Raw genomic sequence first — 1,195 nt, 5'->3', positions numbered from 1 at the left:
CGTTAAACTACAACGAATGCCGGATACTGAGGGGGCCAGAGGTATTAGAAGAGATACAGTAACACCCTTGTTGATCTGCTGCCCTTCGGTTTCTGATAGTCCGTTGGATCTTCCACCGTGAGATCGTCCCGCGGTCGACCTTTCGGTACAGTTCGACAGAGAATCATAACGTATCCTTCCTCGTTGGGGCTACCCTCCTTGCGCGGCTTATGAGGTGAGATCCGGTAAGTTAACGACTTCACTATACCACCGCGCCGCACAATCTCGGAGGATGGTATTGATGCGCGCCTTCTATTCGATAGATTTCAACATGTTCAAAACCTGGTGTGAGAGTCATTACTGGTTCTCAACTCGTTTTTAACCATTTTAATAGATGTCTGTTTGTCATAATGGGTATGTAAATCTACTACCTGAGAAACCTACTCTTAGGCTGTAAAATCTAATTATGGGCCATTACGGCGATACTCTCAAATCGGTCCAGAATAGTGAATTATATAACAAGATGAGTCCGGAACCCATGTCTCCCGACCACGGAGCCGACGCGTTCCTCGCGCGGCTGGCGATAGAAGGTCCAGCACCGATCCTCACCGCAGAGGGTGCCACTGGAACCGTCGTGGCGGTAAACGAGGCGGCGACCGAACTGTTCGGCCGCAACCGCTCTTCGCTTATCGGGATGCACCAGACCGAACTTCACCCGCCAGAGACCGAGACGCGTCACCGTGAAGGGTTTCAGGCGGTCCAGAACGGGCGGAAAGAACACGTCCGTGCCGACGCAGAGGAGCCGGTGACGATTCTGCGTGCAGATGGGTCGACGGTGCCGGTCGACGTGAGGTCAACGACGTTCACACACGCGGGCACCGAGTATGTCCTCGGAATCTTCCAAGACGTTAGCGAGCGTATGGCGAACTTGGCTCGACTTGAACAGCAAGCGGCCGCGATGGACCTGACGACCTCTGGTATCGCGTTATTAAACGGTGATGGTGAGTACACGTACCTCAACGATGCTCACATCACGATGTTCGGGTACGACGACGCCGAGGAGCTACTCGGTGAGACTTGGCGGCAAATATACGCGGACGACGTCATCGAGCGGATCGAAACCGAGGTTCTCCCAGTTGTCGAGGAGACGGGGTCGTGGGACGGCGAGTTGGTCGGGGTCAGACGAGACGGTACGCCGATTATACTCACCGACAGA

At 54.3% G+C, this 1,195-nt stretch carries 1 protein-coding gene; it reads left to right on the top strand.

Annotated elements, in window-relative coordinates:
* Nucleotides 1–517 precede the first annotated feature (517 nt).
* Nucleotides 518–1,195, top strand: a 678-nt coding sequence (locus tag Z052_RS19785) for a PAS domain-containing protein (protein ID WP_199058272.1), incomplete at its 3' end; no start/stop codon positions are given.

Source organism: Halorubrum sp. C191, from assembly GCF_002727095.1.
GTDB lineage: Archaea > Halobacteriota > Halobacteria > Halobacteriales > Haloferacaceae > Halorubrum > Halorubrum ezzemoulense.
This window is presented reverse-complemented; position numbering and strand designations above follow the sequence as displayed.